Annotated in this window: 20 protein-coding genes; 10 read left to right on the forward strand and 10 right to left on the reverse strand. The window is 56.3% G+C overall.

Annotated features, from left to right (window positions below; translation table 11 throughout):
• Positions 1-12: 12 nt before the first annotated feature.
• Positions 13-1,092: a M20 family metallo-hydrolase gene (locus F1C16_RS15845; protein WP_185281592.1), complete on the reverse strand. Its 1,080-nt coding sequence runs from the start codon at positions 1,090-1,092 to the stop codon at positions 13-15.
• Positions 1,080-1,862, reverse strand: coding sequence for an acetylglutamate kinase (gene argB, locus F1C16_RS15850; RefSeq protein ID WP_185281593.1), 783 nt, complete (start codon positions 1,860-1,862; stop codon positions 1,080-1,082). The genes F1C16_RS15845 and argB overlap by 13 nt, the downstream gene beginning before the upstream one ends.
• An 865-nt stretch (positions 1,863-2,727) precedes the next feature.
• On the opposite strand from argB, the gene F1C16_RS15855 reads away from it, so the two are divergent.
• The 7 genes from F1C16_RS15855 (at position 2,728) to carB (ending at position 12,489) form a co-directional block, all read left to right on the forward strand.
• Positions 2,728-3,297, forward strand: a complete 570-nt coding sequence (locus F1C16_RS15855; RefSeq protein ID WP_185281594.1) for a GNAT family N-acetyltransferase — start codon at positions 2,728-2,730, stop codon at positions 3,295-3,297.
• Positions 3,298-3,468: 171 nt separating this feature from the next.
• Positions 3,469-4,653: an argininosuccinate synthase gene (gene argG / locus F1C16_RS15860; protein ID WP_185281595.1), complete on the forward strand. Its 1,185-nt coding sequence runs from the start codon at positions 3,469-3,471 to the stop codon at positions 4,651-4,653.
• Positions 4,654-4,839: 186 nt separating this feature from the next.
• Positions 4,840-5,829 carry an N-acetyl-gamma-glutamyl-phosphate reductase gene (gene argC / locus F1C16_RS15865; RefSeq protein WP_185281596.1) on the forward strand — a complete coding sequence of 330 codons (990 nt, stop codon included), beginning with the start codon at positions 4,840-4,842 and terminating at the stop codon, positions 5,827-5,829.
• 114 nt (positions 5,830-5,943) lie between these two features.
• Entirely contained in the window at positions 5,944-7,083 is a 1,140-nt protein-coding gene (locus F1C16_RS15870; protein WP_185281597.1) for an aspartate aminotransferase family protein, read from the forward strand.
• A gap of 534 nt (positions 7,084-7,617) precedes the next feature.
• Complete coding sequence (carA, locus tag F1C16_RS15875; RefSeq protein ID WP_185281598.1) at positions 7,618-8,703, forward strand: glutamine-hydrolyzing carbamoyl-phosphate synthase small subunit; 1,086 nt, start codon at positions 7,618-7,620, stop codon at positions 8,701-8,703.
• Between the two features lie 97 nt (positions 8,704-8,800).
• The gene (locus F1C16_RS15880) at positions 8,801-9,169 is read left to right on the forward strand and encodes a hypothetical protein (protein ID WP_185281599.1); all 369 of its coding nucleotides are present in this window, start codon (positions 8,801-8,803) and stop codon (positions 9,167-9,169) included.
• 95 nt (positions 9,170-9,264) lie between these two features.
• Positions 9,265-12,489: a carbamoyl-phosphate synthase (glutamine-hydrolyzing) large subunit gene (carB, locus tag F1C16_RS15885; protein ID WP_185281600.1), complete on the forward strand. Its 3,225-nt coding sequence runs from the start codon at positions 9,265-9,267 to the stop codon at positions 12,487-12,489.
• An 80-nt stretch (positions 12,490-12,569) separates the two neighbouring features.
• Here the strand turns inward: carB and F1C16_RS15890 are convergent, their stop codons facing one another.
• The 4 genes from F1C16_RS15890 to F1C16_RS15905 form a co-directional block, all read right to left on the reverse strand.
• Positions 12,570-14,900, reverse strand: coding sequence for a patatin-like phospholipase family protein (locus F1C16_RS15890; RefSeq protein WP_185281601.1), 2,331 nt, complete (start codon positions 14,898-14,900; stop codon positions 12,570-12,572).
• Positions 14,901-15,066: 166 nt separating this feature from the next.
• Positions 15,067-15,483, reverse strand: coding sequence for a DUF2752 domain-containing protein (locus F1C16_RS15895; RefSeq protein ID WP_185281602.1), 417 nt, complete (start codon positions 15,481-15,483; stop codon positions 15,067-15,069).
• Positions 15,484-15,489: 6 nt separating this feature from the next.
• Positions 15,490-15,804, reverse strand: a complete 315-nt coding sequence (locus tag F1C16_RS15900; protein WP_185281603.1) for a CD225/dispanin family protein — start codon at positions 15,802-15,804, stop codon at positions 15,490-15,492.
• Positions 15,805-15,888: 84 nt separating this feature from the next.
• Entirely contained in the window at positions 15,889-16,869 is a 981-nt protein-coding gene (locus F1C16_RS15905) for a zinc dependent phospholipase C family protein (RefSeq protein ID WP_258048935.1), read from the reverse strand.
• Between the two features lie 123 nt (positions 16,870-16,992).
• Here F1C16_RS15905 and F1C16_RS15910 point away from each other — a divergent pair, with 123 nt between their 5' ends.
• Complete coding sequence (locus tag F1C16_RS15910; protein WP_185281604.1) at positions 16,993-17,760, forward strand: hypothetical protein; 768 nt, start codon at positions 16,993-16,995, stop codon at positions 17,758-17,760.
• Positions 17,761-17,763: 3 nt separating this feature from the next.
• On the opposite strand, the gene F1C16_RS15915 is transcribed toward F1C16_RS15910, so the two are convergent.
• Both F1C16_RS15915 and F1C16_RS15920 read right to left on the reverse strand, forming a co-directional pair.
• Positions 17,764-18,495: a LytTR family DNA-binding domain-containing protein gene (locus tag F1C16_RS15915; RefSeq protein WP_185281605.1), complete on the reverse strand. Its 732-nt coding sequence runs from the start codon at positions 18,493-18,495 to the stop codon at positions 17,764-17,766.
• Positions 18,496-18,733: 238 nt separating this feature from the next.
• On the reverse strand, positions 18,734-19,780 hold the full coding sequence (locus F1C16_RS15920; RefSeq protein ID WP_185281606.1) for a sensor histidine kinase: 1,047 nt from the start codon (positions 19,778-19,780) through the stop codon (positions 18,734-18,736).
• 207 nt (positions 19,781-19,987) lie between these two features.
• Here F1C16_RS15920 and F1C16_RS15925 point away from each other — a divergent pair, with 207 nt between their 5' ends.
• Positions 19,988-20,869: a DUF5694 domain-containing protein gene (locus F1C16_RS15925; RefSeq protein WP_185281607.1), complete on the forward strand. Its 882-nt coding sequence runs from the start codon at positions 19,988-19,990 to the stop codon at positions 20,867-20,869.
• An 86-nt stretch (positions 20,870-20,955) separates the two neighbouring features.
• Here F1C16_RS15925 and def read toward each other — a convergent pair whose 3' ends face one another.
• Both def and ruvX read right to left on the reverse strand, forming a co-directional pair.
• Positions 20,956-21,558 (reverse strand): peptide deformylase, encoded by a 603-nt coding sequence (def, locus tag F1C16_RS15930; RefSeq protein WP_185281608.1) that lies wholly within the window; start codon positions 21,556-21,558, stop codon positions 20,956-20,958.
• Positions 21,558-21,965 carry a Holliday junction resolvase RuvX gene (gene ruvX, locus F1C16_RS15935; RefSeq protein ID WP_185281609.1) on the reverse strand — a complete coding sequence of 136 codons (408 nt, stop codon included), beginning with the start codon at positions 21,963-21,965 and terminating at the stop codon, positions 21,558-21,560. Before ruvX ends, def begins: the two co-directional genes overlap by 1 nt.
• Before the next feature lie 385 nt (positions 21,966-22,350).
• Between ruvX and F1C16_RS15940 the strand changes: the two genes are divergently transcribed.
• A complete protein-coding gene (locus F1C16_RS15940) occupies positions 22,351-24,045 on the forward strand; it encodes a S41 family peptidase (protein ID WP_185281610.1) in 1,695 nt (564 codons plus the stop codon).
• The last annotated feature ends 36 nt before the right edge of the window (positions 24,046-24,081 follow it).

A 24,081-nucleotide genomic window follows, 5' to 3' on the forward strand; every position in this document is an offset into this window, starting at 1 on the left:
TAAAACTAGCTTCTAGTTTTTAGTCTCTAATTCTAGTCCCTGCAACAGCTCTACGTAGCCACGCACCCCGCCGCGAATCTCGCTTAAATAAATAAACTCGTCGGGGGTATGGGAACGGGCCGAGTCGCCGGGGCCTACTTTCACCGTCGTAAAGGGCATCATGCTTTGGTCGGAGAGCGTGACGGAGCCGAATGCTTTCCTACCCAGCGCCAACCCACGCTGCACCAACGGGTGCTCCAGGGCAATGCGTGAAGAATTGAGGTGGGTAGAGCGCGGCGTCACCTCGGCACCTACCATAGCACGAATAATATCGACTACTTCCTGATTGGAATACAGCTCATTCGTCCGTACATCTACCACGAACGTGCAACGGTCGGGTACTACATTATGCTGGGTCCCGGCCTGAATTTGCGTGACGGAGAGCTTCACTGGCCCCAGCAGCTCCGACACGCGGGAAAACTGGTAGTTGCGAAGTAGCTGAATGTCATCCAAAGCTTTGTAGAGGGCATTGTCGCCTTCCTCGCGGGCGGCGTGGCCAGTGCGACCGTGCGCTACGCAGTCCAGCACCACGAGGCCCTTTTCGGCAATGGCCAGGTCCATCTGTGTCGGCTCTCCTACAATGCCCAAGTCGATGGTAGGGAGTAGGGGCAACAGGCGACGGATACCGTTAGCGCCCGATACTTCCTCCTCCGCCGTGATGGCGCAGAGCAAGTTGAAGGGCAACGGGTTTTCCTCAAAGTAGAGAAACGTCGCCAGCAAGCTCACGGCGGAAGCGCCCGCGTCGTTGCTACCCAAGCCGGTGAGCTTGTCGCCTACTACTGCGGCCCCGAATGGGTCGGCGGTCCAGGAGGCGCCGGGCTTCACGGTGTCGTGGTGGGAGTTAAGTAGGACCGTTGGGCGGCCCTCCTGCCAGTGGCGTGACATGGCCCACACGTTATTGGCGTCGCGGTGCACTTCGGCACCGTGTGCTTGCAGAAACTGCTCTAGCAGCGTGGCCGTATCCGCCTCCTCCCGCGAGTAAGATGGTGTGCGAATCAACGCCATCAGCAGTTGAATGGCTTCCTCGGTCAACTGGTCTACTAGCTTTGACATAGCACAGTTTTCACGGGTTCGTTGATTTTCAACGCGTTTTCGATGATGACCTTTTCTACCCCTGCATCTAAGGCGGCAAAGGCATTTTCCAACTTCGGCAGCATACCGGCCGCAATAGCGCCGCTGGCTTTCAGCTCCTGAAACAGCGCGGGCGTGATTTGCGGAATCACCGAGCTGTCGTCGTGCACGTCAGCCAATACGCCGTCTTTCTCGAAGCAAAAATGCAGGGCTACCTCATAAAATGGTGCTAGTGCACGAGCCAACACGCTGGCAATGGTATCGGCGTTGGTATTGAGCAGTTGCCCTTGGCCGTCGTGGGTGATGGCGCAGAATACGGGCGTGAGGCCCCCACTGAGTAGGGTTTGCAGTAGTGGCGTGTTCACGCTCTGATCGGTCAGGTCGCCAACGTAGCCGTAATCGACCGCACCTATCGGTCGGCGGGTGGCGCGCAGCACGTCGCCATCGGCACCGGAAAGGCCTAGGGCATTGGTGCCACGCTCCTGAAGTAGGGCCACCAGCAGCTTGTTGGTTTTGCCAGCATAGAACATCGTCACCACATCCAGCGTGGCGGCGTCGGTAATGCGGCGGCCGTTCACCATCTGGGGCTCAATGCCGAGGCTTTGCAGCAAGGTACTAGCGCCCTTGCCACCACCATGCACCAGCACCTTCAGGCCGGGTAGGCGGTGAAACTCGGCTACGAACTGGTACAGCTTCTCTGGATCGTCCAGAATGCCGCCGCCTATCTTTACTATTTTCAGTTGTTCTTTCATGGAGGAGATGCTTACGTTACCGGTCCGACGCCGGTAGTCGCCTGACGGGATTCTGCTAAACGAGCTTCGTACTGACGGCTGCCATATAGAAACCAGGTAGAGAGAGTAAGTAAAGCGTCGTGTCGAGCTTGTCGAGACATCTTACGTGCTAACGTCCGCAAGCAGTTTTATCCTTTAGCAAGGCATTTACTATCTGATATCAGCGCGCAAGATGTCTCGACAAGCTCGACATGACGCTCTTGAGTAGCTTTATATTTATGAGCTGCGCGGTGCAAGCAACAGTATCGGCCAGGTAAAATTTTGTCTTTAAAATGAACTGCTACAGCTAGCGTGTGTTATATAGCTGCAACCGAATAGTCCTATTCGGAGCACATACGTAACATATTGGTTACGTGCACTTGCCAATACTCAAAAGCGCTTTGGCGCGTTACTTGCTCAAACTTTATTATCCCAATGTGATTTTTGCAACGCTGACAACCCCTTGATTAAGAATTGGTTAATTCCACAACCAACGAGGGTAAATTTCAGTAAAAGCTTGCAATATCCTTTACGGGGTTTATGTTTGCAAAAATTTTCCGCCGTGCACCTAACCTGCTCGGTAGCCGGCCGGAAACAAACTCAACCGAAATGATGCGACGACGGGTGTAGGACAGTTATTCATGCGCTGATTATGGGTCTTCTGGCGACCCAGTCAGCCCGGCTACCAGCATGTGCTAGCCGGCTATGGAAGTCCTACCCGAGTACCCGTCCCGCCGGCCCCGGTTGCCTAAAACTGCCTTTCTCGGCAGCAACGGCTCTCTTTTCGCAATCCTGCTTTTCGAGACATTTTGCCTACCCCTGCGTAGGCAAGCATCGCCGTATCTCCATGAACTTACGCGTCGCTACTTTCGCCGACATTCAATATGTTGACACCCTTTGCCAATGGTACGTTGAGTCGGCCAAGACGCGGGGCACTGGCATCGCCAAGCGCGAGCCGAATTACTTAATCAAGAAAATCCAGAACGGTGACGCCATCATCGCCTTCGTAGAAGGTGAGTTGGCCGGCTTCTGCTACATTGAGACGTTCGACGACGCCAAGTTTGTGGTGAACTCGGGCCTGATCGTGAACACCGAGCTGCGTAAGGAAGGCCTGGGCCGTGCCATCAAGCACGAGGTGTTCAAACTCTCGCGCACGAAGTACCCGGCAGCCAAGATTTTCGGTATTACCACCAGCGCTGCTGTGATGAAAATCAACAGCGAGCTGGGCTACCGCCCTACCACCTTCCCCGAGCTCACGCAAAGCGACGACTTCTGGAAAGGCTGCATGAGTTGCAAGAACTACCCCATCTTGCAGGAAAACGAGCGCAAAATGTGCTTGTGCACGGGCATGGTCTACGACAATCTGAAAGACCAGTACGGCAAGATTGCGCAGGAATCTATCGAGATTCTGCGGTAGCGCTACCCCACCCCCGGCCCCTCCCCTCCGGGAGAGGGGTGCGTTCTGACGAACTGTTTTGATACCGTCTGCCCCCCCTTTCCCGGAGGGGAAGGACCGGGGGTGGGGTTAATCGGAATGACGTTCTCCTACCCTCTCCCTACTTTCGCATACATTCTCTAACTCTCTGAAATGAAGAAAAAGGTAGTCCTCGCCTATAGCGGCGGCCTCGACACGTCCTACTGCGCCGTGTATTTGTCGCGCGAACTTGGGCTGGAAGTCCACACGGTAATTGTGAATTCGGGCGGTTTCTCGCCCGAGGAATTGGCCGCTATTGAAAAGCGTGCCTACGAATTGGGTTCCACCACGCACGAGGTTATCGACGTGACGGAGCGATTCTACCACGAGTGTGTGCGCTACCTGATTTTCGGGAATATTCTAAAGAACGACACGTACCCGCTGAGCGTGAGTGCGGAGCGCATGTTCCAATCGCTGGCTATTGCCGAGTACGCCCGCAGCACCGGGGCCGAGTACATTGCCCACGGCAGCACCGGCGCCGGCAACGACCAAGTGCGCTTCGACGTGGCGTTTGCGGTCATCGCGCCCAATACGGAAATCATCACGCCCATCCGCGACCTGAAACTTTCGCGCCAGCAGGAAATTGAGTACCTGCAACAGCAGGGCTTCGAGATGAGCTGGGAGAAGGCAAAGTATTCTATCAACGTGGGTATTTGGGGCACCAGCGTAGGCGGCGTTGAAACGCTGACTTCGCGCCAGGCGCTACCCGAATCGGCCTACCCTACCCAACTCACGCAGACCGAGCCGATGAACGTGGAAATCACCTTCGAGAAGGGCGAACCCGTAGCGCTGAACGGCGAGCAGATGGCACCCGTGGCACTCATCCAAAAGCTCAACGAGTTGGCTGGTCAATATGCCATCGGCCGCGACACGCACGTGGGCGACACCATTCTGGGCATCAAGGGCCGGGTAGGCTTTGAAGCACCCGCCCCGCTGATTCTGCTGAAGGGCCACCACTTGCTGGAGAAGCATACCAGCTCGCGCTGGCAGCAGATTCATAAGGAATACGTGGCCAACTGGTACGGCACCCTACTCCACGAGGCTCAATACCTCGACCCGGTGATGCGCGACTTTGAGGCATTGCTGGAATCGTCGCAGGAGCGGGTGTCGGGCAAGGTGTTCGTGACGCTGAAGCCCTACCAGTTCGAACTGCAAGGCATCGAGTCGAAATACGACATGATGCAGTCCAAAGTCGCGACCTACGGCGAGGAAAACAACGCTTGGGATTCGCGCGACGCGCGGGGCTTCATCAAGATCTTCAGCAACCAACTGCGGATTCACAGCTCGTTCAACGAGTAACCCCACCCCTAGCCCCACTCCCCTTGATGCGGAGAATCCTTCGGGAGAGGGGGGACTAGTTTCTACTTTTAGTTTTTAGTCCTAACTGTTGTTCACGCCGCCGTGGCTCCCCCTCTCCCGGAGGATTCTCCGCATCAAGGAGAGTGGGGCCGGGGGGTGGGGTCCACCTAGGAGGGCGACTAGACCATGCAAAATCACAACATCAAAGTCGGCATTGTGGGCGGCGCTGGCTACACGGCCGGGGAGCTGATTCGCATTCTGCTGCACCACGAATACGCGGAGTTGAGCGCCATCGTCAGCTCGTCCAACGCTGGCAATCCCGTCTACCAAGTCCACGACGACCTGGTAGGCGACACCGATTTGCGATTTGCGTCGGACCTGGCTGGCGATGAGGACGTGGTGTTCCTGTGCCTGGGCCACGGCAACTCCAAGGCGTGGCTGGAAAAGAGCAATCTGCCCGAAACCACCCACATCATCGACCTCAGCAACGACTTCCGCTTGGAAGCTGACGCCGAGTTTGAGGGTAGGGAGTTTGTGTACGGCTTGCCAGAGATGAACCGCAGCCGCATTCAACAGGCGCAGAGCATTGCCAATCCGGGGTGCTTTGCCACGGCTATTCAGCTGGCGCTTCTACCCCTGGCGGCGGCAGGTAAGCTCACGGATGCGGTGCACGTCTCGGCCATTACCGGCAGCACCGGCGCGGGCCGCGAGCTGACCGAAACCACGGGCTTCACTTGGCGCACGGGCAACATCTCCATTTACAAGCCTTTCAAGCACCAACACCTGGGCGAGATTGGGGAGAGTCTGCGGTACCTCCAGCCCCAGGCCGAGGTCGACATCAACTTCATTCCCTACCGCGGCAACTTCACGCGGGGCATCTTCGCCAGCGTCTACACGCCGTCGGAGCTGAGCCAGGACGAGGCGCGGGAGCTATATCGAAATTTCTACGCCGATGCGGTATTCACTACGGTTTCAGATAAGGAAATCCACCTGAAGCAGGTAGTGAACACCAACAAGTGCCTGCTGCACGTGCAGAAATTCGGGAAGCAACTACTTATCACGTCGGCTCTCGATAATCTGATTAAAGGCGCTTCGGGGCAGGCGGTGCAGAATATGAATTTGCTTTTTGGGCTACCAGAAACGACGGGGCTAGGATTGAAGGCGGCGTTGTTTTAACAGCTCGGATACCCTAGGGTTAAAACCCTGGGCTACGTAACGAAATTTGCCGAAATGCTGATTAGCCCAGGGCTTCTACCCTGGGTACCAGAACGGCGCTAACTGCTTATCATCATGGACCTCTTCAACGTTTATCCGCTCGTCAACATCACGCCCGTGCGGGCGCTTGGGGCGAAGCTGTGGGCCGACAACGGGCAGGAATACCTCGACTTCTACGGCGGCCACGCCGTGATTTCCATCGGCCACAGCCACCCGCACTACGTGCAGCGCCTCACCGAGCAGCTTCAGAACCTAGGCTTCTACTCCAACTCGGTGCAGATTCCGATTCAGCGGGAGCTGGCGCAGAAGTTGGGCGAGGTGTCTGGCTACCCGGAGTATGGGCTGTTTTTGTGCAACTCGGGCGCCGAGGCCAACGAGAATGCACTGAAACTGGCATCATTCCACACGGGCAAGAGCCGAGTTGTTGCGTTTAAAGGCGCATTCCACGGCCGTACGTCGGGCGCGGTGGCGGCTACGGATAACCCGAAGATTGTGGCGCCTTTCAACGCTAACCACGCCGTGAGCTTCCTACCCTACGACTTGGCCGAGGTAGAGCAAGCCCTGCAAGCGGGCGATGTATGCGCCGCTATCATCGAACCCATTCAAGGGGTAGGCGGCATCATCATGCCTTCAGACGACTTCTTACGCGGACTAGCCGAGCTGTGCAAGCAATACGGCGCCCTGCTGATTGCTGATGAAGTGCAGTGCGGCTACGGCCGCAGTGGCAAGTTCTTCGCGCACCAGTGGGCAGGTATTCAGCCCGACGTTATTTCGGTAGCGAAGGGCATGGGCAACGGCTTCCCCATCGGTGGCATTCTGATTGCGCCTACCCTGAAAGCTTCGTATGGACTACTAGGTACTACCTTCGGCGGCAACCACTTGGCGTGTGCCGCGGCGCTGGCTGTGCTGGAAGTCATCGAACAGGAAAACCTAGTGGAGCATGCGCACGAACTGGGCGACTACCTGCGCCAAGAACTAGAAGCCAACGCCGGCGCTGAGGAAATCCGCGGTCGGGGTTTGATGATTGGCATCAAGTACAACTTCCCCGTAAAAGAGGTGCGCGACAAGCTGTTGTCGGAGCACCACATCTTTGTAGGCAATGCCTCCGACCCCGGCGTGCTGCGTCTGCTACCACCGCTGAATATCACGAGGGAGGAAGTAGACCGGTTTTTAGAGGCGCTGTACACACTTATTCCGGCGGAGGCGAGGAAGTAAGCGACTTGTGGCCTAACTTGCAACCCCAATGAGTAGCACGATGAGGTTCACGAGCCAAGCTCCCCTTCTGATTAGCTGCACGCTGCCATTGGCTTCTATTGCGCAGCAACCGGCTGGTTCTTTCCATGAAAGAGCGGCCACCGCCTATTCCATTCAGCAGTCGTGCCCGCCAGACTTCCCGATGCCTGACATTCGGAAGCGGCAGTGCGCGGGGCCTAGTGAAACGCATTCTTTCGCCCCCGTTTGGCTTACCTCCTGCTTCGGCTGGAACAGACCCCTAGTTTTCGGTCCTGTTCCAGCCGAAAAAATATCGGAGCGGTTTCAAAAGCTGGCTGAGGACAAGCCGCGCACCCGCCAGACACCCAGCACAGGGGGCAAATCGTCGTATTTCGCTCCGATGGCAAGGTTCCAATCTATGCTAAGTGGGACAATAGGCGCACCTGCTGCTTCAGCCTACTGCAACATAGAAGAAAGCGGCCTGCCTGACTACCTCAGAAATTAACTAACAGAGTAAACCCTTTTACGCAAAACAGAGTGGAAAACGCTAAATCGGTGAAGCTGGTGCTGGAAGACGGCACCGAAATTCAGGGCAAATCCTTCGGCGCCTTCACATCGGCCGCAGGCGAAGTCGTGTTCAGCACAGCCATGACTGGCTACCCCGAAAACCTCACGGATCCGTCGTTTGCCGGGCAGATTCTGGTGCTCACCTACCCGATGGTAGGCAATTACGGTGTGCCCGGCGAGGATTTGTACGAGTCGGTTTCCAAGATTTTTGAATCGGATAAGATTCACGTGGCCGGACTGGTGGTGAACTATTACTCCGAGGAGCACAGCCACTGGCACGCTGCCAAGAGCCTGGGCGACTGGCTGTCGGAATACAACATCCCCGGCATTTTCGACGTGGATACGCGCCTACTCACCAAGAAGCTGCGCGAGAAAGGCGCCATGCTGGGAAAAATCGTGGCCGAAGAGGACGTGCCCCTGCACGACCCCAATCAGGATAATCTGGTAGCCCAGGTGAGCCCCACCGAAGTGAAGCACTACGGCAGCGGCAGCAACAAAATCGTGCTGGTCGACTGCGGCACCAAGACCAACATCATCCGCTGCTTCCTGGAGCGCGACGTAGAGCTCATCCGCGTGCCCTGGGACTACGACTTCACCCAGCTCGACTACGACGGCCTGTTCCTCAGCAATGGCCCCGGTGACCCGAAGATGTGCGAGGCGACTATTGGCCACCTCCAAACGGCCCTGCAGCAGGATAAGCCCATTTTCGGCATCTGCCTGGGCTCCCAACTCATGGGCCTAGCCGCGGGCGGCGACACTTTCAAGCTGAAGTACGGCCACCGCAGCCACAACCAGCCTGTCCTACTCACGGGCACTAAGCGCAGCTACATCACCAGCCAAAACCACGGTTTCGCGGTAGACACCGACACCCTACCTGCCGAGTGGGAGATGCTGTTCGAAAACCTCAACGACGGCACTTGCGAAGGCATCAAGCACAAAACCAAGCCGTTCTTCTCCACTCAGTTTCACCCTGAAGCCGCTGGTGGGCCCCAGGACACGGAGTTTATGTTTGATGACTTTTTGAAGGCGGTAGAGGAGTATAAGGAGGGTAAGTAAATCAGCCGAAAAAGAACGTCATGCTGACTGGAGCGCAGCAAAGTCGAAGCATGGCGTGCCTTTCTCCTGATTCATCACTTCCTAGGCCATTACTCTTATGCAAGCAAAAGGTAGAGGTTTTCCGAATTGGGGGTATATGCTGCTGGGTGTTTTAGCTTTTGCCGCGTTCTGTTTTTTCAAGAATATGGGACAGCAGACACTCATGAAAGCAATGCTCGGTGAACCAGCTGATTTGATTGCAAAAGCCATGAGTTCGGCCAGAGTTTCTCCCCGAATAACTAGTCGAACAGGAAGGATAACGGCCAAAAACTTTAAGGTTGAAAACCTGAATGCCAAAAAAGACTCTCTTGTTTTTCGCTTTTTATTAGATGGTGAACGCGCCGATGCAGCTATCAAAATCTGGATGACCAAACGGCCGTCCGGCAACTGGGAAATAGTGAGAAGCGACACTCTCTTTACTGAATAAAACGTACTCCGCCACAAAGCGAATCGGCTATAGCCGACTTTATACGACTGCCATTTAACATAACCGTTCCAGCGGTTTGTGACCCACCTCTTAGAATGAACAAACCACAAAAAGTCCTGGTCCTTGGCTCGGGCGCGCTGAAAATCGGCGAGGCCGGCGAATTTGACTACTCCGGCTCGCAGGCCCTAAAGGCCCTGAAAGAGGAAGGCATCCGCACCATCCTCATCAACCCCAACATCGCCACCGTGCAGACGTCGGACAACATTGCCGACGACGTGTACTTCCTGCCCGTGACGCCCTACTTCGTAGAGGAGGTCATCAAGAAGGAACAGCCCGACGGTATTTTGGTGGCATTTGGCGGCCAAACGGCCCTGAATTGCGCCGTGGCCTTGTACCAAGGGGGAATCTTCGAGAAGTACAACGTGAAGGTGCTGGGTACGCCGGTGCAGAGCATCATCGACACCGAGGACCGCGACATTTTCAAGGATAAGCTCGACCAGATCGGCGTGCTCATTGCCCGCAGCCGGGCCGTGACTACCCTGGATGATGCGTTGAAGGCGGCCGAGGAAATCGGCTACCCCATTATCGTGCGGGCGGCGTTTGCACTGGGTGGTTTGGGAAGTGGCTTCGCCAATAACGACGACGAGCTGCGGGCGCTGGCTGAAAAAGCCTTCACGACTTCCGACCAGATTCTGGTAGAAGAGTCGCTGAAAGGCTGGAAGGAAGTGGAGTACGAAGTAGTGCGCGACCAGTATGACAACTGCATCACGGTCTGCAACATGGAGAACTTCGACCCTATCGGTATCCACACCGGCGAGAGCATCGTGGTGGCGCCGTCGCAGACGTTGAGCAACCGCGAGTACCATAAGCTGCGCAGCATCGGCATCAAGACTATTCGCCACCTGGGCATTGTGGGCGAGTGCAACATTCAGTACGCCCTGGACCCATTTTCCGAGGAATACCGCGTGATTGAGGTGAATGCGCGCCTGTCGCGCTCCTCGGCGCTGGCCTCTAAGGCTACGGGCTACCCACTGGCGTTTGTGGCGGCCAAGCTGAGCCTGGGCTACGCACTGTCGGAGTTGAAAAACAGCGTGACGCAGACAACTTCGGCCTTCTTCGAGCCGGCGCTTGACTACGTGGTGTGCAAGCTGCCGCGCTGGGACTTGGGTAAGTTTTCGGGCGTGGCGCGGCAGATTGGCAGCAGCATGAAGAGCGTGGGCGAGGTGATGAGCATCGGCAAATCATTTGAAGAAGCCATTCAGAAGGGACTGCGGATGCTGGATACCGGCAAGCGCGGCTTCGTGGGCAATGCCGCTGAAACCGTGGACAACGCTACCCTCGACAAGCTACTGAGCGAGCCGAACGAGGAGCGCATTTTCGCTATTAATCTGGCCTTCGAGGCGGGGTATACCATCCAGCAGGTGCACGACCTGACCAGGATTGACCTGTGGTTCTTGCAGCGTCTCTACACCATCTTCGAGCTGGGCAACCAGGTAGGTGAACTGGATTCGGCCGATGCCCTACCCGCCGAGCTGCTGCGCGAAACCAAGAAGGCCGGCTTCTCGGACCAGCAGTTGGCCGTGAAGCTCTACGGCAACCAAGACGTAAAAGCCAACGAGCTAATCGTGCGCGAGCAGCGCAAGGCCCTGGGCGTGTTGCCCGTAGTGAAGCAGATTGATACGCTGGCGGCCGAATTCCCGGCACAAACCAACTACCTCTACACCACCTACCACGGCACCGAAAACGACCTGGAGCCTGAAACCGATAAGTCGGTGGTGGTGCTGGGCTCGGGCGTGTACCGCATTGGCTCGTCGGTGGAGTTTGACTGGTGCGGCGTGAATGCCGCCCAAACGGCTACCGAAGAAGGCTACAAGTCCATCATTATCAACTACAATCCCGAAACCGTTTCGACTGACTACGACGTTAGTGACCGGCTCTACTTCGAAGAGCTGAGCTACGAGCGGGTGATGGACATTCTGGATTTTGAGCAGCCAACCGGCGTAATTCTCTCTACCGGCGGTCAGATTCCCAACAACCTCGCTACCCGCCTGGCCGATGCCGAGGTGCCGGTGCTGGGCACTGCCCCCGCCCGCATCGACGAAGCCGAAAACCGTCACAAGTTCTCCTCTATTCTCGACGAACTGGGCATTGCCCAACCGCGCTGGCGCGAGCTGACGACCCTGGATGCAGTATATGAGTTTGTGCAGGAGGTAGGGTTTCCGGTGCTGATCCGGCCGAGCTATGTGCTGTCGGGCGCGGCCATGAACGTGGTGTCGAACCGCGATGAGATGGAAGCCTACCTGGACCTCGCCTCGGCGGTTAGCGCCGAGTACCCCGTGGTGGTATCGGAGTTTATTCAGGATGCCAAGGAAATTGAGCTGGACGCGGTGGCCGACCACGGCGACATTGTGAGCTACGCCATTTCCGAGCACGTGGAGTTTGCCGGCGTGCACTCCGGCGATGCCACCATGTACTACCCACCTCAGCGAGTGTACGTGGGCACGGTGCGCAAGCTGAAAACCATTGCCGAGCAGATTGCCAAGCGCTTTGAAATCAGCGGGCCGTTCAACATCCAGTTCTTGGAGAAGAACGGCGAGATCCGGGTAATTGAGTGCAACCTGCGCGCCTCGCGCAGCTTCCCCTTCGTGTCAAAGATTTCGGGCCACAACTTTATCAAGAAGGCCACCAAAGTGCTGCTGGGCCTACCCGTGGAGCGCGACGCCAGCGAGTTGGTATACGACTCTACATTCGTGGGCGTGAAGGCCTCACAGTTCTCCTTCACGCGCCTGCAAGGCGCCGACCCGGTGATGCGCGTGGACATGACCTCAACCGGCGAGGTAGGCTGCCTCGGCGACTCGCCGGAGGAGGCGCTACTGAAGTCGCTGCTGTCGGTGGGCTACCGTATTCCGAAGCAGTCGGTGCTGATTTCCGGCGGGCCAATTGCCTCGAAGGTGGCACTTCTATCCGCCGCGAAGTTGCTGGTGCAAAAGGGCTACACGCTCTACGCCACCCAGGGCACGCACCGCTTCTTCGCCGAAAATAGCGTGCCTTCCCAGCTTCTCTTCTGGCCCGATGACTATCAGGAACCGAACGTCATCAGCTACCTGCGCGAGAAGAAAATCGACCTAGTCATCAACATTCCCAAGAACCTGACCAAGGGCGAGCTGGACAACGACTACAAAATTCGCCGTACCGCCGTCGATTTCAACACGCCGCTGATTACGAACGCACGCCTGGCGAAGGCGTTTATCAAAGCGTTCTGCAAGCTGGAAATGTCGGATTTGAAGATCAAGAGCTGGAACGAATATAAGGCGCAGTAACAGTCGCCCTACTTAGTTTACTGATTTAATAAAAGCCCTGCTATCTGATGATAGCAGGGCTTTGTGTATACTATGACACCTTAATCCAACGACCGTTCGCGGAACAGTACGAAGCCAATGTGCGCAAACACGCTAAACTGCCGGGTAGGCGCGTCGTAATGAATGAATTGCAGCGAGGCCGGGCCAACGGGCGTTTGGTACACGAAGCCCGTCATGGCTGTGAAGTAGGGACGGCTGATGGCCGGGCCACGTTGCGCTAATAGCGGGTTAATATCCTGCCGCTCCCAGGGACGAACCAATACGTGCACGTAGCCTTCGGTGCGCCACTCCAGCGAACCTACAATAGCCTTTATGTAGCGCAGGCCCGCCGCGGCGTAGGCCGTGCCCCGGTAGCGGTCCAGGAAGATGGTACGCGAATCGGGCAGGGGTAGGAAGGCGGGGGCCATCGTCAGGGAGGCGCGGTAGTTGGCAAAGCGCCCTTGCGTACTGATTTGCGACTCTACCAAGTAGCCCCAGGCGTGCACCCTACTGCCTACCGAATCGGTTTTATTGAACGTGAAATACTGCTCGTTGTAGATACCCAGCTTCACCCATTGATGGTTGCGGCTAAGGCCCTGCAAACTGTCGGCGGTGCTGCCGGGCGCGTATTTTTCCCGCGCCGCCACACCCCGGAAACCAAACTCTACGCGCCGGCCACTTACAGCATATTGCCGGCGGTTCAGGGAGTTGCGCTCGAAGCGGATAGCGCCGGTAGCACCCTGTAGGCGGTCTTGGTCCAGGGTGGCGCTGGTGTTGATGTCGCTGGTGTTGGCAAATCGGTCGCGGTTGGTGAAAGCGCCTACGCTCAACACGTAGCGGCTGCGGTAGTTGGGGCTGAAGCCTACTTGCAGGTAGGTTTTGAGGTCACGCTGCTGAAGTTGGGTATTTTGGGCCGAGGCACCCAGCAAACCGCCCGTATCCTGGTAGTTGAAATTGTTGAACGTAATCGTTGGCTCGAAGTAAATGGGCGTATTGCCGGGAATACTGATGCGGAACGAGCCCCGCGCCCCGTTGTAGAAGCGCCCAATGGTAGCATCGGCCCGCACCGAGTAGAGGTACTTGTTGAGGTAGCGGTAGCCTAGGCCCAGATAGATATTGCTCATGGAGCGTGTAGAAAGCAATACGCCCAGATCAGTAGTAAGATTGGAGTTTTGGCGCGCATCTACGTTCAACACGTAGCCTTTCAACTGGCTGTTGTAGTTGATGCGGGGATACACGTTGTTGAAGAAATCGTTGTTAACCAGGCGGTAGTAACCCTCCTCAATATCGCTAGGTGAGTAGCTAGATCCCGTTTTCTGGAAGAAACGGCGCACAAAGCCTTGCTGTCGTTGAGGTAGACCCTGCACGTCGATGCGCTTGAATACCGGCCGTGGAGCCTGTTCCTGAAACGCCCGGCGCCGCGCCTGTAGCGCCACAGTATCTTCGCGCCGTTGAATGCGTTCCAGAATCAGAGGCAACTTGCGCTCGGCGGCCTGCGCGCCGTACTGAATCAACTGATTCACTTTGTTGAAGTCAGCCGCTGTGATATCATTCAGGTTGGGCTGAATATAGATGCCATTGGGGCCTACTGATGTGGTGTCGGCTACGTTGGAGCCCAGGAATATCAGCGTGCTGGCCAGCAGTTTATCGTCTTTGTCCTTGGGGTATTTATTAAAAGCGACGTCGCCTACGTTCACCCCAATCATGATGTCGGGCTTGAACTCGTTCCGCATCACGTCTGTCGGGAAGTTATCCACCACAGCCCCATCAAACAGGTAGCGCCCATCTTCCTGCCGGATAGGCCGGAACGCCAGCGGAAACGCCATCGAATTGCGCACAGCATCGGAGAGAGAACCACTCTTCTGCACCACTTTCTCGCGGGTGAACACCTCCGAGGCCACGCTACGGTAGGGCACTAGCAGGTTATCGAAGTTGTAGTTGGCAATGGCGCCAGCGGGTGCCAGCATGGTAGCCAGCACATAGTTGAGGGTCACATCGTTGACGAGCTTAGGCGTCACGCGGGTTTTCAGCGTCGAGTCGATGGCCAGGCGCAGGTGCAGGGCAGCGGGCGTGGGGTCGATGTCGTAATAATTGTAGACTTTGCCCTCCACCGGCGAGCCATTCACCCAGTTCTGAAACTCTGGCTTCAGTACAATTTCTTCAATCTCGTCGGGCGAATAGCCGGCCGCGTACATGCCGCCTACAATGGCGCCCATGCTAGTGCCCACAATGTAGTCGATGGGGATACGGTTTTGCTCCAGCACGCGCAACACGCCCACGTGTGCCAGGCCTTTGGCGCCGCCGCCACTAAGCACAAGACCTACCTTTTGTGCGTATACTGAGTTTAGCAGGCTCAGCAGCAGAGCAACAAGTAAACAGAACTGTTTCTTCATATAGTGATATGGAAAGGCTGCAACATCGGCAGCGAGTTTCGTACGCAGCCGACGGAACCGGGTTGTGCCCGGCTTTCGCTACACCACCAAACGGTTTGCTACTCGACTGTTATACGAAAGCCCGACGAGCTTACGTCGGGCTTCGCAAGTTGTATACCACAGCGTGTTATGGAGCCAGCCAATAGCCAACAGAGGTTGGCAGATTGCGCAGAATCGTAAACAACACGACCCCACCTACCGTCAACCAACCAAACCAGACGCTATACAGAAAGGAGGTTCTGCGGGCCGATGCTCCGCCGCGCAGCCAAGCTTCTTCGAAGGCGCCTACCACCACCACCGGCGCGTAGCCTACGGCCAGCAAATTGTAGTGGACCGCCTGCCCTACCCTACCGTGCAGTAGCGCGTGCAAGGCGCGTTGGGTGCCACAGCCAGGGCAGTGCAGCCCCGTTAGCCAGTGCACCGGGCAGCGTGGGAAAGGGTAGTGGGCCGGATCGAGGCGAAAGTATAGGAGTAGAAGCCCTACCCCGCCCAGCACCAGTAGGCTGGCCAGCTTACCCCATCGCGGCTCAGCAGACTCGTTCACAACTACTTAATTACCAGACCCCAATCCGTTTAGCATTGCTAAGCCACCGAACAGGAAAACGAACGCTAGGTAGGCAACGGTGCCCGCAATGCTCACAAAGAAGCCAATCTTCGTCCATTTACCAGCTTGCTGCGAAGCGTGTAAGGCGCCGTCACGGTCGCCAGCAGCCCAACGGGAATTAACGTTGGCCGCATTCACGATGCCTGCAATACCAAAGGGTAGGCAACAAAAAATCGTAACCAGAATAGACTCAACCAGCCAGTTTTTGGGAGGTGGGCCGCTCGGGGTAAATCCGGTAGGCGAAGTGTAGGTATTTTCCATAGAAGTGAAAAAGGGATAAATGGAGTATAAGTGCGAAATAAGGTAGAGAATCCAGGGCAAACCACCAATTTGTGGCGCTACTGGTTAGTCCTCATGGCCGGGTACGTATAGGGTTGGTGCCTGCTGACGAGCTGCTTCCTGGGCTAAACGCTCCTGCTCCTTAGCTGAGGGTGTGCGGGGCAGCTTATCCAGATCGGGCTGACCGGCATCCACCCAGCATGTGTACCAAAAAGCCGCTACCAGACGCACAGCCTGGCGCATGCGACGCTCTACTTGCCCATTGAGCTGGCGGTGGTAGGCGCGCGCAAAATCGCGGGAGTAGGTCCGGATGGTCTGGCCGCCCCGCTCCTCGTAGCTATACTTGCGGTCGGCAGCAAACAGCAGCGTCTGCTCCCGCTCGAAGCGCAGGACTGAATCGACGGCGGCGTGCGAAGCGGCCACGGCCTGCCAGATGGCCTCCGTAGGTCGGTCGAGGTAGGCAGCTTGGCCTACCATCAGGTCGTAGTCGGTGCTCAGCAGCTCCGGCAAGCGGCTTTCCCACAACCCATGAATGCCGCGCTGACCCGTGAACTGGCCATTGTAGTTGCGGGTGGTATGCAGCGGCACGCAGGCGTCGGCTACGTAGTGGCCCAGGTCGGCGGAGAGGTGCAGGATGCGGTCGGTGTTGTGCTCCCGGAAGGCGGCCGTGAGTTGGCCTTTCATCTGGGCTACCTGCCAGGGCACAATGCCGTGGCGCATCAAGGAATCTTCGCCGTAGCGGGCCACGGCATCAGCGAAGTTGCGGGGCAGGCCGTTTTTGGTGAGGGCCGAGTCGCCGTACACGTCCACATCCAGGAAGTGGCGGGCGGCCTCGCCGGGCACCACTGTGCGGCGCGAGTCGGGCCGGGTAGCGTTTTCGGTGAGGTAGTCGATGTTGGCTTTGTAGAAGCCAATCATTTCGCGGGGTAGGGTGAGCACCGCCAGCCGGTTAATAAGCCGGTGGCTGAAGAAGCCCCAGGCGTAAGTAGGCGCGGCGGGAAGTAGGAGTAAACAGCATACAGAGAATAGAATAACAGTAGCGCGCATTCGAGAAATAAAGGAAGTACAGGAGGCTCACTACAAGCATCTTGCCTGTCTGCGTTGCGTATACCAGCAGACTGCTATATTCTGATGTTGGTCACCGATTCTTCACGCTATCTACTACTGCTTATGCTGTCTAAAATCCTTCTTTCGCTCCTATCGATTCTGATTTTGTTAACCAGCTGTCGGCAACAAGCAAAACACTATCCCTACCTCATCAAAATAGCCAATTGCCCCAACTGCTTCGCCCGCCTGCATCATCCGGGCCCAATAGATACAGCCAAACTACGCGCCAGCCAGTTGGTATTTGTGGGTACCGTTAGGCAGCCAGACGTTTACAGGGTATTCATCCGCAGCAACACGGATACAACCGTAGATATTCGCGCGGATGTATACCTCCCTGCCGATTCCATCCAGATAACCCTGCTTCCTAAAGACCAGCAAAAGCGTACTTTCTACCACATTTATCAGCGGCTAAAAATTGGCTCCTACCTCCGCAATGCCACCGTTTTTTCTACTTCGCCGCAGCAAAAAGATTTAGAACGTTACCTCTACCTCAACGACAGTATCTGGAACAAATATTTTGTGGATGAAAGCCTGCTGACCGCCAAGCTGACGCAAACATATGACTCCGGCAACCGTGCGCTCGTGGAGCAGTGGTCCGATTCGGCCCGAAGATTTAGAACCCGCTTTCCGGATTACATGGCTTATTCAGCGGTGCTGTTTGCGAAGCAACACCCGCACTCCGAACTCACGGCGTATGCCTTGCTGGACAATACCCACAACCGCCCGGATGTCAAGGTTATCCGGCCCTATTACCGCGCCCTCCCTGACTCGCTGAAGCAGAGCTACTTCGGGCAGCAGCTAGCCGCAAAACTGGAGGAGTTGCAGCAATAGCGTCTACTCTCCCCTGTCCCGCACCAACCGAAACAGCGTGTCGCGGTAGGTTTCACCCACCGGAATCTGCTGATCTTCAATATAAATGGTGTTGCCATCCACCATCCGGATTTTATCCAGCGACACGAGGTAGGACTTGTGTACCCGCAGAAACGGCGGCTGTGGCAGTTGCTCGCTCAGGTCTTTCAGGGTTTGGTAGGTGACCACGCGCTGCCCCGGCGTCACGATGGACACGTAGTTTTTCAGGGCCTCCACGTAGAGAATATCGGCGTAGTCGAGACGCAGAAACTTGTTCTTGCTTTCGCCTTTCACAAACAGGGAACTGCCTGTAGACGGGGCCGCTGGGGTAGGCGTGGGCGGCGGAGCCACAGCGGCCGGCGCGGGCAGTAGCGCCTGCGCCTTTTGCACGGCCCGCAGAAAGCGGTCAAAGGCAATGGGCTTCAGCAGGTAGTCCACCACGTCGTGCTCGTAGCCCTCTAGGGCGTACTCGGGGTAGGCGGTGGTAAGCACCACTTTGCACCGATTCCCGCAGATTTTCAGGAACTGCAAGCCCGTCAGCTCCGGCATCTGAATATCTAGGAATACCAGATCAACACGCCCCTCCTGCACCCAGTGCAGCGCTTCAATAGGATTGGTGGTAGTACCTACTAGCGTAAGTGTCGGAATTTTCTGAATGTAGCTGGCTAGCAATCGAGTAGCGTAGGCCTCATCATCAACGGCGATACAACGGAGCATAAGAACGGGGTAGTAAATAGGTAGGCAAGAACGTTATTTCTCCCGTTGGTCGAAATGATGTGCTGATACAACGATGAAAGCTCTGAGAAACTGTTTGAGTTAGCTGAAAAGGTTGTTAGAACGGTGTAGAGACGCATACTTGCGTCTTGTCATCTGCGCCATGCGGGCGAAATCGTTCGACGACGAGACGCAAGTATGCGTCTCTACACGTTCATAGTTAACTCAAACAGCCTCTTATTCACAACGCCACCGTTAACCGAATGCGGTGCTGCCTACCATCGTCCTCAATCTGCAAGTTGTGCCGGTTAGGGTAGAGCAGTTCCAGGCGCCGTCGGATGTTGGCCAGCCCAATGCCCGTGGTGGCGTCTTTTTGGTGTTGGTTGATGAAGTTATGCACTTCAAATAGTAGTTGGTCGGGCGCAGGTAGGTGCAGGCTGATTTCCACTGGCTGATCGGCTCTGTTTACTACCCCGTGTTTCAGAGCATTTTCTACGAAGGGAATCAGCAGCAGCGAGGCTACCCGCTGCCCCGCCACGGCGGCACCCGTTTGCCGGAACTGCACGAAGAATTTGTCCTCGAACCGCAATTGATGAATAGCCAAGAAGTTATGTACGTAGTCTACCTCCTTTTCGAGGTCTATCCGCCCATCGGGGCTTTCGTGCAGCATGTAACGCATCAGATCGGAGAGGCGCAGCACCGCCTCGGCCAACGGCTCCGATACGAGGTAAGCCTCGGCGTAGAGGTAATTCAGCGTGTTGTAGAGAAAGTGAGGGTTGATCTGGGTTCTCAGGAAGGCCAGTTCGGCCTGCCTTTTTTCTTGTTGCAAGGCCTGCAAAGCCACTCGATTTTCGCGCTCCTTTTCACGCAGCAGCGTGTCGCGCACGCCTACGGCCGCTCCGGCCAGCACGACCGTCGGCGCCAGGAAATAGAGGTTGTCCTTGAGGTAGTACAGCAGCGAAGTGCCGGGCGTATAGTTGCGGAAACCGAATAGCAGCGGCAGCAGCAGCTCTTCAAGCAGGTAGCGGGTGCCCGCAAATACCACCGGTGTACCCAACACGCCCAGCACTACCACCAACCAGCGCCCCCGCTGCACACCCTGCGGAAACACGAACAGGTAGCAGTAATAGAACAAACTCATAAAGCTGAGCCAGAAGGTGAGTTGCAACAGCAACGACTTACCCAATCCGAGCTTCGGTTTGCCCGTCAGCCAGATGCTGAGCAAGTCGTAGCCGATGAGCAGCGTCCATCCTACTGCCTGGTACAGAAAAAGTCGTTTGCGGTTCATCCGTTAAAAATAGCGGAAGCCGTTGCGTCTGCGCCAGAATATTATCCCTACCCCTACCCTACGGCTACCAACCCCGCCCAACAGCGGACGAATGGGCTTGCTCTGCGTTTTCCGGCTTTAGCTCGATTTTCAGGTGGTTGGGATAATAAACTTCCTACCCCGCTAGGCGGCCGGCACCTTTGTGTCATCACTTCACCACTATCACCGATGACTACTCTCCGCTACTTCCGCCGCGCTCTTCTGGCCCTCTCGCTATTCGGCACCACCTTCGCTGCCACTGCACAAACTGCCCCACCGGCTACTGGCAAAATCAAAGTGTACATCGTGGGCACTTTTCACTTCAGCGGATCTACCAGCGACGTGGTGAAAGGCAGCAAAACCGATATGGGCACCCCCGAGAAACAACGGGAACTGGAGGAACTGATAAATAAGCTCCAAAAAACGCAGGCTGATAAAGTGTTTATCGAATGGGAGCCCACACAGCAACGCTTCGTGGACAGCACCTACGCACTGTACCGCCAAAACCAGTTCACACTCGGCAACAACGAGGTGTACCAGGTAGGCTACCGCCTGGCTAAAAAGCTGAACCGCCCCCGCGTGTACTGCGCCGATGCCGACGGCGTGTTCGACTACGATGCTACCAAGGCCTATGCTAAACAGCACGGACAGGAGCAAATCTTGAAAGATGCCTTCTTGGAAGCACCACAAGATAGCGTTGGCCGCTTGATTAAGGCCCGTGTACGCACTGCTCTAAAGTCTTCTACCTATATTTCCTCCAGCAATACGCTCCTGACTCAGTTTGCCCGCATGAACACCATAGCAGCCGATCAGGGCAATATGGATACTTATCTGCTCGAACTAGCCCGCGTAGGTGGCGGCCCCAACTATGCCGGCGCCGATTTGGCCGGCGAGTTCTTCAAGCGCAACGTGCGCATCTACAACAACTTACTCCGCGCCGTGGATGTGCAGCACGACAAAGCCATTGTGCTACTGATCGGCCAAGGTCACGTGGCTTTCTTGAAGTCGATTTTGCAATACAATTCTTTGTTTGAAGTGCAAGACGTACTGCCCCTACTCACCAGCAAGTAGGGCACACACAAACCGTCACGGCCCACCCGAAATACTTCGAGTGGGCCGTGACTATTGACTATTCATGTATATATCAGTCTGTTTCTCTACCGCTGCTTTACCAGCGGAAAACGCATCCGGTAGTCGGCTTTCACGTCGCCTTTGCTGATGCGGGCGAGCTTGCCTTTGATGAACTGCTTTTTGAAGGACGAAATCTTATCCGTGAACAGCACACCTTCCAGGTGGTCGTACTCGTGTTGAATCACGCGGGCGGTCATGCCGGAGAAGGTTTCTTCGTGCGACTGCCGGTTTTCGTCCTCATAACGGAGCGTTACCACGGGCTGGCGGTATACCATTTCGCGCACGCCCGGAATGCTCAAGCAGCCTTCTTCAAAGCCCCACTCCTCGCCTTCTTCGTGGATGATCTGCGGGTTGATGAAAGCGCGTTTCACGGGTTGAGCGGTGGCTTCCAGTTGCACTGGTTCGCCGTTCTCGTCCTCCTCATCTACCATCGGCGCCGAGTCAATCACGAACAAGCGCACGCTTTTGCCAATCTGGGGCGCGGCTAGGCCTACCCCATGGGCATAGTACATGGTATCGTACATATCGGCCACGAGCTGCTTTAGCTCATCAGCCGAAAAATCGGCGGGCAGGTCGCGGGCGCGAGCTTTTAAAACAGGGTCGCCGAAGGCAACAACAGGGTAAATCATCAGGATTCAAGGAAAGATTGCAAAATGATGGCCGCGCTGATGCGGTCCACCGTGGCTTTATCGCGGCGGGCTTTCTTGCCTAATCCGCCGGCCAACATGGTAGCGTGCGCCATGCGTGAGGTAAACCGCTCGTCGACCTCGTGCACCGGCACCGCCGGAAACTCACGTCGCAGCTGCCGCACCAGTCCTACCACGGCGCTGGTAGCGTCGGTGGCCTCGTTGAGCAGGGTGCGCGGCATCCCTACCACCAAGGCAGCCAGCGGGTCACGCTGGTGGTAGGCTTTTAGGTACGCCAGCAAGTCTTTGCTGTGCACCGTATCCAGCGGCGACGCAATGAGCTGTGAGGGGTCCGTTACCGCCAGGCCCACACGTTTGTGACCGTAGTCAATAGCAAGAATCCGCCCCATTAGTACCTGTAAAAAACCACCCACCTGCGCCATATAGTTCCTCTTGGCATGGGTAGCACAAAGATACGATGGCCAAGCGGAACTGCCAGAATATTGCTATTGTCAGCCTGCTTTGATTAGATTTTCGATCAAACTATATACGGGTAAATTATTAAAATTATAATTTTACTTAATCTATATAATACAACCCGATGCTAGGATTTTTACGTAAATCAAAGAATAAAACAGCATAAATAGGCGTGTAACAAGATCAAATTGTATTGTTATCGAAAATCACAGTAGTCATTGTACTATGGCGTTATTCTTGAAAAAGTTTTACTACACTTGAGTAGTGTAACCACTTCAGGATTGCATTATCGTCATAACCGTTACGCCGCCTTTGCTTATGCCTGTTGAGCCGACCATTGCCCCTACCCCTCGCCCAGCCGTAGCACCCGAGCAGGCGCCTAACAACCGGCAGTGGCAGGTTCGGCAACCTCTGCTACTGGCTATTGTGCTGGTATGCGGCATTTTGGTGGGCGCCAACCCATTCCGGCCATCCAGCCAGAACCCCGACGGTACCTCCCGCGGATACCTCAAATTCAAGGAAATCCTGAGCTATGTGGACCGCGACTACGTGGATTCGGTGGATGCCGAAGCCCTGTCGGACTACGCCATCAGCCGGATGCTGGAGCAGTTGGACCCGCACACGGTCTTTATCCCGGCTCGCGAGCAGCAGGCTTCTGTGTTGTTACAGAGCGACTTTGACGGGGTAGGTGCCGAGGTAAACATCTTCCATGACACTGTAACGGTGGTAGCCCCGCTCAGCGGCGGCCCCGCCGAAATGGCCGGCCTGCTACCCGGCGACCGGCTCCTGCGCATCGGCGAAACCACAGTTTCGGGCAAACACACGTCGCTTGAGTCAGTACTGGGCCTGCTGCGTGGCCCCCGCGGCAGCCGCGTGCCGCTGCTGGTGATGCGCCGTCATCAGCGCACGCCCTTCACGATGCTGGTAACGCGCAACCGCATTGCCAACAACTCGCTGGATGTGAGCTATATGCTGGACAATCAGACAGGCTTCATCAAGATTAGTCGCTTTGCTAGCGGTACGTTCGATGAGTTTAAGCAGGCGCTGGGCGATTTACGCCGCCAGGGCATGACCCGCCTCGTGCTGGACCTGCGCGGTAACCCCGGCGGCTACCTCGACCGCGCCACTAAGATTGCCGATGAGTTCATTGGCGGCACCCGCAAGCTGGTGTACACCGACGGCAAAGGCGACCAGTTTGACACCCAAACCTTCGCCCGCGTAACCGGCGAATTTGAGGAAGGCCCGCTGGTAGTGCTGGTAGACGAAAATAGTGCCTCGGCCGCCGAGGTGGTAGCCGGCGCCCTGCAAGACCACGACCGCGCCCTGCTGGTAGGACGGCGTACCTTCGGCAAAGGCCTGGTGCAGCAGCCCATCACCCTCAACGACGGCTCGGAGTTACGCCTGACTATTGCGCGCTACTTCACGCCCTCGGGGCGCTGCATTCAGAAGTCGTACCAGGGCGGGGCAACGGCGTACGAGCAGGAGCTAGGCAACCGCCAGCGCCACGGCGAGTACCTGCATGCCGACAGCATCCACTTCGCTGACTCCCTGCGCTACCGCACGGCCCACGGCCGTACCGTGTACGGCGGCGGCGGCATCATGCCCGACCTCTTCGTGCCCTGCGACACGCTGCTGCAATCGGCGTATTACACTAAGTTGCAAAAGCTGAACCTGATCCGGGAGTTTGCTCTCAACTTCTACCAGGACCACCAAGCAGAGTTGGCTGGCCTGCGCTTCGAGCAGTTCAACCAGCAATTTCAGATTACGGACCAGCAGTTAAAAATGCTGGCTGCTCTGGCAGCTAAAGCTGGTACGCGTGCTTCCATCGCTGAGCAAAACCGTTCTGCTTTATTGCTGCGCACACAGTTGAAAGCACTTATAGCCCGTCATGCCTATGGCAACACGGCCTTTTATCAAGTAGTACAGCAGCAAGACGCTGAGTTGCTCCAAGCCATGCGCAGCTTTCAGAACGGCTCCGCGTTGCTTACGCAGAATTTAACTTCGATGAAGTAGAACAGCACACCGCAATAAAGGCAAAAGCCGTGTTTC

The sequence above is a fragment of the Hymenobacter sp. NBH84 genome, assembly GCF_014217645.1.
In the GTDB taxonomy this organism is placed as follows: Bacteria; Bacteroidota; Bacteroidia; order Cytophagales; family Hymenobacteraceae; genus Hymenobacter; species Hymenobacter profundi.